This is a genomic window from Chryseobacterium sp. GM_Chr_2, assembly GCF_026540445.1.
In the GTDB taxonomy this organism is placed as follows: domain Bacteria; phylum Bacteroidota; class Bacteroidia; order Flavobacteriales; family Weeksellaceae; genus Chryseobacterium.
On the sequence record NZ_JALNUD010000011.1, the window covers coordinates 194,872 to 203,480 of the forward strand.

Below are 8,609 nucleotides of genomic sequence, written 5' to 3' on the forward strand. Positions count from 1 at the left end.
TGGTGGAAAATAATAAGTATCTGAAAATATTTTTGTTCCTGTCGTTCCTGTGTATTTCATTCAATACATTTGCACAGAGGCGTCCAGCAGCACCAGTGCGTGATACTGCAATCATAAAGAAGGATTATCAGCTTGCTGACCCTACAACCTATGAGGCGTTTTACGACATAAAAACGGGTATGTACTACGTATATCCTAAGGTAGGTAATACAATTACGGGGCCACCTACGGCAATGTCTCCCGAAGATTATAAAGAATTTATGATGGCCTCGCAAACAAAGGCTTATTATAAAGAAAAATCAGACAAATACAGCTTACTTTACAGGAAAGATAAAGGAGATGCTGCCAAAAAAGGTTTGATTCCTTCATTAATGATTCGAAATAAGCTTTTTGAAACCATTTTCGGAAGTAACAAAATTGAAATTATCCCATCAGGATATGCTTCTTTCGATCTCGCAGGTCTTTACCAAAAGATAGACAATCCGCTTATTTTACCACAAAACAGAACGAGTTTTACCTTTGATATAGATCAGAGAATTCAGTTGGGTTTGTTGGGTAAAGTAGGGGAAAATTTGCAATTGAAGGCTAACTACGATACCCAAAGTGGTTTTGCGTTTGAAAACAGAATGAACCTCGTTTGGCAGGCCAAAGGAAGCTGGAAAGATCTTCAGCAAAAAGGCTTGAATGATGTAAATGCACCCAATGCCGGCGGAGAAGATAAGATTATTAAAAGGGTAGAATTCGGTAATGTGAATATGCCGCTTTCCACAAGTTTGATTCGTGGTTCTGAGTCTTTATTTGGGGTTAAAACTGAATTCCAGCTTGGGAAGACTTACGGAACAGTGGTGCTTTCCCAACAAAGAGGGGAGGCTAGAAATATCGTTGTTCAGGGAGGAGGTGTGATGAATACCTTTAAGTTCAATGCTTTGGACTATGAAGACAATCAGCACTACTTCTTAGATCATTATTTCTTAAAAAACTATGATAATGCTTTAATTAATTACCCTCAGCTTAATTCTAAAATTAATATTACAAGAATTGAAGTTTGGGTACTCGATCAAGGGAACAGTAATCTGCAGAACCAAAAAAGTATTGTCGGGATTAGAGATTTGGGTGAAGTTGCGGCAGGCTTTCCAGATAACTCTCAAAACGGCCTTTATACAGCTGTTTCCAATGCTATGGGAACGAGAGAGCAGGGGAAAAATTATGCGGGAACTTTCCAGGGACAAACTTTTCCAGGAAGCACCGACCCTTACCAAAATGGTGAACATTTTATCTACAATACAAAAGCAAGAAGATTAAATTCAAACGAGTTTATTTTCCAGCCGCAGTTAGGGTATATTTCATTAAACCAAAGATTGAATGACAATCAGCTTTTAGCAGTTTCGTACTCTTATACGATGAGCGGAAGTGAAAAGGTTTATAAAGTTGGGGAATTCTCAGAAGAGAGCCCTGTGCTTATTACGAAAGTATTAAGACCGAACTCTACGATCAATACGGCATCGCCAATGTGGGATTTGATGATGAAAAACATCTATTCTATGGACGCAAGCCAGGTGAATCAGGATGGATTTATTTTGAATGTATTCTACAGAGATCCTAAAACAGGAGGTAAAGTAAATTATCTTCCGGATACTACCGTTAAGGATATTAACTTGTTAAAACTCTTCAACTGGGATCGTCTGAATGTAAATGGAGATTTACAGAACAACGGAAGCACTACGGGGGATGGTATTTTCGACTTTGTCAACGGAATTACCATTAGGCCAGAAAGTGGAAGAGTGATCTTTACGAAAGCGCAGCCATTCGGTTCGTATATGGCTCAGGTTTTGGGAAGTAATGATCCTCAGTACGTTTTCTCAGATTTGTATAGCCAACAAAAGCAGGTTGCTTCTTCAAGTAATTTGGCTCAGCGATATACGATTGAAGGACGTTACAAAGGAACTCAGGGGCAAGGTATTTCTTTAGGTGCGGTAAACGTGCCTCAAGGTTCGGTAAAAGTTTCAGCAAACGGCGTACAGTTAACCGAAGGAGTTGACTATACCGTTGACTATATGCTGGGAACCGTTACCATTATCAATGAGCAGGTAAAACAGTCTGGGCAGGCGATTAATATTTCATTAGAAAATCAGTTAACCTTTAATACGCAAAGAAAAAGCTTCTTCGGAATCAACTTAGAAAGAAAGTTCAACGAAAACTTTACATTGGGTGGAACGGTTGTAAGATATTCTGAACAGCCACTTACCCAAAAAGTAAATTATGGTCAGGAAGCGGTAAGCAATACCATGGCGGGAATCAACATGATGTATAATAATCAGTTGCCTTTCCTTACAAGACTTACCAATAAAATTCCGATGGTGAAAACAGAAGCACCATCGAATCTAAACTTCAAAATGGAAGCAGCTTACTTGCTTCCGGGATTGAATAAAGGAACCAATGACCAGTCTTATATTGATGATTTTGAACAAACCACTTCTAAAATTTCACTAAAAGAACCTTTAGCTTGGAGCTTAGCATCAAAGCCTGAAAAATCAGGTGGTGTTTTTGCCGGAGCTGGAAAAACAAACGATCTTACAGAAGGTTACGGAAGAGGATTATTATCTTGGTATAATATTGATTCAAGATTCTGGGGAGTGGCGGGAAGAGCGCCAAATGGTATAACGCCACAGTCGGTTTCCAACCACGCTTCGAGAAGGGTAATGTATTCTGAGATCTATAACAACAGAGATTTCGTTGCAGGTGAACAAACGTATACCAATACTTTCGATATTTCGTATTATCCACAAGAAAAAGGTCCTTATAACGTAAATCCGAACAGCGAAACGACTCAGCAGAGATGGGCGGGTATTATGAGGCCGATCAGCGTTTCAAACTTTATTAATTCTAATATTGAATATGTTGAATTCTGGTTGATGGATCCTTATGCGGATGGAGGAACTCTTGGAGCTGATCCTAAATTATTACTTCACTTAGGAAACGTTTCCGAGGATGTTTTGAAAGACGGATATATGCAGTATGAAAACGGATTGCCAACAGGTTCTACACCATCTACTACGACAAGTTCAAACTGGGGAACTCAGCCAAAACAGCCGCCGATTTTATATGCTTTCTCGAGTGAAGGTGATGATAGATTGATGCAGGATTTGGGGTATGATGGTTTAAGCTCAGATCAGGAAGCGATGAGGTTCGGAAATACTTTCGTAAACCCTGTTACTAATCTTGCTGACCCTGCTGTGGATGACTTTGTATTCTATCTTTCGGATAAATTTACGGGAAGTCAGGCAGCGTCGGTTGTGCAGAGATATAAATACTTTAGAAACCCGGAAGGAAACTCGCAGGCAAATTCTCTGGAGGTTGCTACGCAAACGCCGGATGCAGAAGATATCAACAAAGATTACAACTTAGATCAAACAGAAAGTTATAATGAATATGAAATTAAACTGGATCAGGCAAGTTTAGCATCGGGATTAGACAATAAAATTGTTGATCAAAAAATAGTAAAAGCTCAGTTCCAAAATGGTCAGTCTGCGGATGTGAAATGGTATTTATTCAGAATTCCGGTTAAAAATTATGATAAGACGCAAGGTGATCATAAGGATGAGGTTTTGAATAATGTAAGATTTGCAAGAATGATGCTAACTGGGTTTGACCAGACTTCAACTTTGAGATTCGGAACAATGGATTTGGTAAGATCTGATTGGAGAACTTACCCTAATAATATTGCTAAATTTACAGAGAATTCAATAACTCCTGATCCAGCTAAAAATGAAGGACAATCATCTGTAGATAATTCAAAAGTTGAAATAGGAAGTGTAAATATCGAGGAAAATGCTTTAAATCAGCCTCCTTATGTATTGCCCCCGGGAATTGACAGACAGGTGTTAAGTGGAAATGCTGGTGCTCAAAGACAAAATGAATCTTCATTATATATGAAAGTTGATCCATTGCCTCAGGCAGAAGCCCGTGGTGTATTTAAGAATACTAGCTTAGATATGAGAAGATATAAAAAGTTAAAACTTTTTGTTCATGCGGAAGATTTAATGGAAAGAGAGAATGGTCTCGATCCAAAGACTAAATTTTTCATCCGTTTCGGTAATGATGCTACAGACAACTACTATGAATATGAAGCAGCTTTACATATTACTCCAAGAATGGCCACAACTCCTTTAGAAATATGGCCACTAGAAAATAATGTTGATCTAAATATTCAAGACTTTGTTGATGCTAAAATCAGAAGAGATAAAGATAAACCTACTAAAATTTCTGAAAGGGTTGAGGATCCTGCATTTGATTCTGGAGATAATTTTAAGAAAATCTATATTAAAGGTCGCCCGAGTTTAGGAAATGTAACTACAATAGTGATTGGTGTTCGAAATGCAGGAACATCATCAATACGTAGAACGCTTTGGGTAAACGAAATTCGTCTTTCAGAAATTGAAAATGATGGAGGTTACGCAGGAAATGCAAGTTTAAATTTCAACTTAGGAGATTTTGCGGTTATTAATACAAGCGCATCTTATACTTCGGTTGGTTTCGGAAATATAGATTCTAAACCTGCCGAGAGAAGCCAGTCTACACAATCGGCCTTCAGTATTAATGCGGCGGTGAATGTAGATAAATTGCTTCCTGAAAAAACAGGGGTGAAGATTCCGTTGAATTATTCTTATTCACAAACCATCGAAGATCCGAAATACAATCCTTTGGATACCGATGTTGAATTTAGCAAAGCAGCCAACAAAGAACAGCTGAAAAAAGTAGCAAGAACGTACACGCAGCAAAGAAGTATCGGTGTTGTGAATATGCATAAAGAAAGAGTAAATGCTAATAAGAAACCCAAGTTCTATGATATAGAAAACGTTTCTGTAACGGCAGTTTACAATGATGATTACTACAGAGATATTTATACGAAAAGAAATTACAGACAATATCTGAGAGGATATGTAGATTACAACTATACGTTCAAGCCTTGGGTTCTGAAGCCTTTCAATAAAATGATCAGCGATACGGCGAAGTCTACGAAGTATCTGAAGTGGGCAAAAGAATTTAACATCAACCCAATTCCTACAAGATTGTCTTTCAGAACTGAAATTGATAGAAATTACAACGAGCTTGAATTTAGAAATATTGAATCTATTTTAAGCGGAAATGTAGCGGATGATTTCGGAGCGATCAGAAACAGAAACTTCTACTTCGGATGGCAGTATGGTTTAGGATTCAACTTTACAAAATCACTGAAATTAGAAATCAACTCGGCAACCAGAACGTTGAATGATAATGTAGATGTAAACACAATGGATAACAGCGCAATCTTTGGAAATGTATTCAGATCGGGTAGGCCGGTTCTTTACAACCACAGAGTTCAGCTGAATTATAAATTGCCGTTCCAGTATCTACCATATTTAGATTTTATTGATGCTGAGGTAGGCTACGGATTTACGTACAACTGGAATGCAAGATCTACTTCAATGTTGAGTTTCATCGATCCGGATACCAACAAGCCGGCGAGTTTAGGGTCTATTGGTCAGAATACGAATGTCATTCAGGCAACGGCAACTGCAGATTTTCCGAAATTCTTTAGTCAGTTTAAATATTTCAAAGATATTTCATCAAAACTTCAGAAACGTAAGCAGGAAATTGATTCATTGAATAACGTTTACACGCAACAATGGGAGAAGAAAAGATTTAAGTATAAGAGCTATAAATTCAAAAATAAGCTTACCGTTTTACAAAGTATGGCTTTCTTCTTAACTTCATTCAAGCAGTTAGATGTTAGTTATTCTGAAAATAATGGTACGGTTCTTCCAGGCCTACTTTCTGCACCGAACTTTTATGGGTATGGTCAGACATTGGGAGGTCCTACACTTGGATTCCTTTTGGGATCTCAGGCAGATATCAGAAGAACGGCTATTGAAAACGGATGGTTGAGTAATTCGGCTTACATGACGGATCCTTATATTCAAATGTCAACAAAAGAATTAAGGGCGAGCTTGCAAGTGATGCCGTTTACCGAATTTAGAATTGATATTAATGCGTTGCATAATTATAACCGAAACCTTTCTCAATCGGGGTATAATGTAGATGCTATTGTGGATGATCCTAGCCGTCCGGAAACGCTTGGCTTCAACAATGCCTTTACAAGTGATATTGTGACGTACTCGAACTCTGTAATGTTGCTGAAAACTTCATTTAAAGATGGGGCGGCGGTTTATCAGGCGATCCGAGAAAATGCAAGAGCAATTTCTCAAGGCATGTTAGGGATACCAGGTGATAATGGATTCACACAAGGCTACAGTATTGCTAATGCATATGTATTGATCCCTGCATTTAGAGCTGCGGTCGAAGGTAAATCTGCAAAACCTATCGGAAATGCTAAAAAAGCTGGAATGCCACTTCCAAACTGGAAGATCACATATTCAGGTTTAAAAAATATTCCGATTATCAGCGGGCAATTCTCCAAGTTTGATATTTTACATTCATACAATGCAACGTATACAGCAACGGGAATTCAATCAAGCATCGATTATTACAATGCAACTTCTACGGGAGAGAGATTAGATGTAAATGGAGATTTTATCAATCCTTACACATTCTCTCAGGTTGGTTATGTTGAATCATTCTCACCGCTTATCGGGATTGATGTTACAATGAGAAACAATATGCAGTTTGGTATTCAGTACAACAAAAACAGAATGCTATTGTTAGGATTGGTAAACCATACGTTAACCGAAGATGCTAATACAGAATATGTGGTAAGACTTGGATATATCATCCGTAACTTCAGATTAGGAATGACCAATGTAAGAGGTAGAGGAAGAGGAAAAGGAAGCGATCTTAATATTAGAGGGGACTTCTCACTAAGAGATAGCAAAACGAGCATCACGAATATTTTGTTGGATGATTCTCAGATCACGGGCGGACAGAAATTATTAAACATAAAAGTTTCCGCAGACTATAACGTTTCTGAAAATCTAAACCTAAGAGTATTCTACGAGCAGATGACCTCGAAATACAAGATTTCTACGGCATTCCCGTTATCAACAGTAAGAGCCGGAATCTCCGCAACCTTCACATTTGGTGAAACTGGAGGAGGTTTCTAAAACAAATAATTAAATCAAAAAAATGTCCCTTCAATGTAGAGGGACATTTTTTATATCGGGGTATTTGAAGCTTATAGAATTTTGAATACATTTGTAAAAATAAAAATTTAAAAATGAACACACCATCAGAATTAAAGTACACTAAAGATCACGAATGGATTAAGATCGAAGGTAATGTGGCTACCATTGGTATTACAGATTTCGCACAAGGAGAGCTTGGAGATATCGTATATGTAGATGTAGATACTGTAGATGATGATTTAGAAGGAGGTGCAGTTTTCGGAAGTGTAGAAGCTGTAAAAACGGTTTCCGATCTATTCTTGCCAATTGCAGGAAAGGTTATTGAATTTAATTCAGAATTAGAAGATGCTCCGGAAACACTAAACTCAGATCCTTATGGAGACGGATGGATCATCAAATTAGAAATTGCTGACGGTGCAGATCAATCAGAATTACTTTCTGCAGAAGAATATCAGGCTATCATTGGATAAAATTTCAAAAATATTTAGTAAGATACTGCCCATTTATTGGGCATTTCTTACTTATATGCTTCTAAAACCCGGAGAAGAAAACCAGGAATATTGGTTTATGTTCAATGGTCTTGATAAAGTGTTACACCTGAGCATATTTGCAGCTCTTGGATTTTGCTTTATCGCCACTTTTCCAAAAATTAAATTCTCGTACTTCTTCCAGATCATACTTATCTATGCTTTTCTAACCGAAATTCTTCAGGAAGAAATGGGGCTCGGCAGATCTATGGAGACATTAGATATTGTCGCAGACACCATCGGCTGTCTTATCGGTTATTATACTTACAAATTTCTTATCAAAAGATTTTTCTAAACTTCTCTCCTTGCGATGAGCGTAGCGACGAAGCAATCTCCAACCCCTTCAACCTTTACACGCTCAAACGCTCCAACTCTCCAACACTCCCACTTTCCAATTTTTTTCAGTAGCTATTTCCCGCTCTCCATTATATCTTTTTTGTTGCGGTCTGCGCTCCGCTCCGCCCGCCACAAAAAAGGATGTCATTTCTATCGGGGCTAGGGAAGTTGTCCTTCCGCACTATTTTATACACTATATTATTTAAAAAGAGTGTCACCTTCATAAAAATTTTCCTCCAGAGGAGGAGTGTCAAAATTCGTAGAATTTTTGACGAGGTGGTTTATTTGAAGACGATTCAATAATATTCTACCTATATAATAAGTTCTACCTTTCATTTACCCAATCCTATTCATCTCCACTCAAACCTCATAACTTTCCAAAACCTAAGAGGTTTCACTTTATCCCTCAAAAATCCCTTCAACCCCAATAAACTCCCTCCAATTCTCTCACTCTCCAACCCTTATACCCTCAAACACACCCACTCAAAACCTGCTACCCGCTACCTCTTACCTAATCCCTAAACATTCGTTTAAAATTAATCTCCCTCGTAATCAGCTAATTAAGCTTAAATATTAATTAAAAATGAACATTATGTTAAATAAATTAGGATTGTATAATGTAAAGGTT

At 37.8% G+C, this 8,609-nt stretch carries 3 protein-coding genes; all 3 read left to right on the top strand.

The window, feature by feature from the left end; translation table 11 throughout:
• Window positions 1-2 precede the first annotated feature (2 nt).
• The 3 genes from sprA (at window position 3) to OXQ85_RS16810 (ending at window position 7,940) form a co-directional block, all read left to right on the top strand.
• Window positions 3-7,097 (top strand): cell surface protein SprA, encoded by a 7,095-nt coding sequence (gene sprA / locus OXQ85_RS16800; protein ID WP_267405956.1) that lies wholly within the window; start codon window positions 3-5, stop codon window positions 7,095-7,097.
• Between the two features lie 113 nt (window positions 7,098-7,210).
• Entirely contained in the window at window positions 7,211-7,588 is a 378-nt protein-coding gene (gcvH, locus tag OXQ85_RS16805) for a glycine cleavage system protein GcvH (protein WP_267405957.1), read from the top strand.
• Between the two features lie 55 nt (window positions 7,589-7,643).
• Window positions 7,644-7,940 (top strand): VanZ family protein, encoded by a 297-nt coding sequence (locus OXQ85_RS16810; protein WP_267405958.1) that lies wholly within the window; start codon window positions 7,644-7,646, stop codon window positions 7,938-7,940.
• The last annotated feature ends 669 nt before the right edge of the window (window positions 7,941-8,609 follow it).

Coding starts and splice junctions, on each gene's coding strand:
- gcvH (WP_267405957.1), top strand. CDS start 7,211: ATGAACACACCATCAGAATTAAAGTACACTAAAGATCACGAATGGATT.
- OXQ85_RS16810 (WP_267405958.1), top strand. CDS start 7,644: ATGCTTCTAAAACCCGGAGAAGAAAACCAGGAATATTGGTTTATGTTC.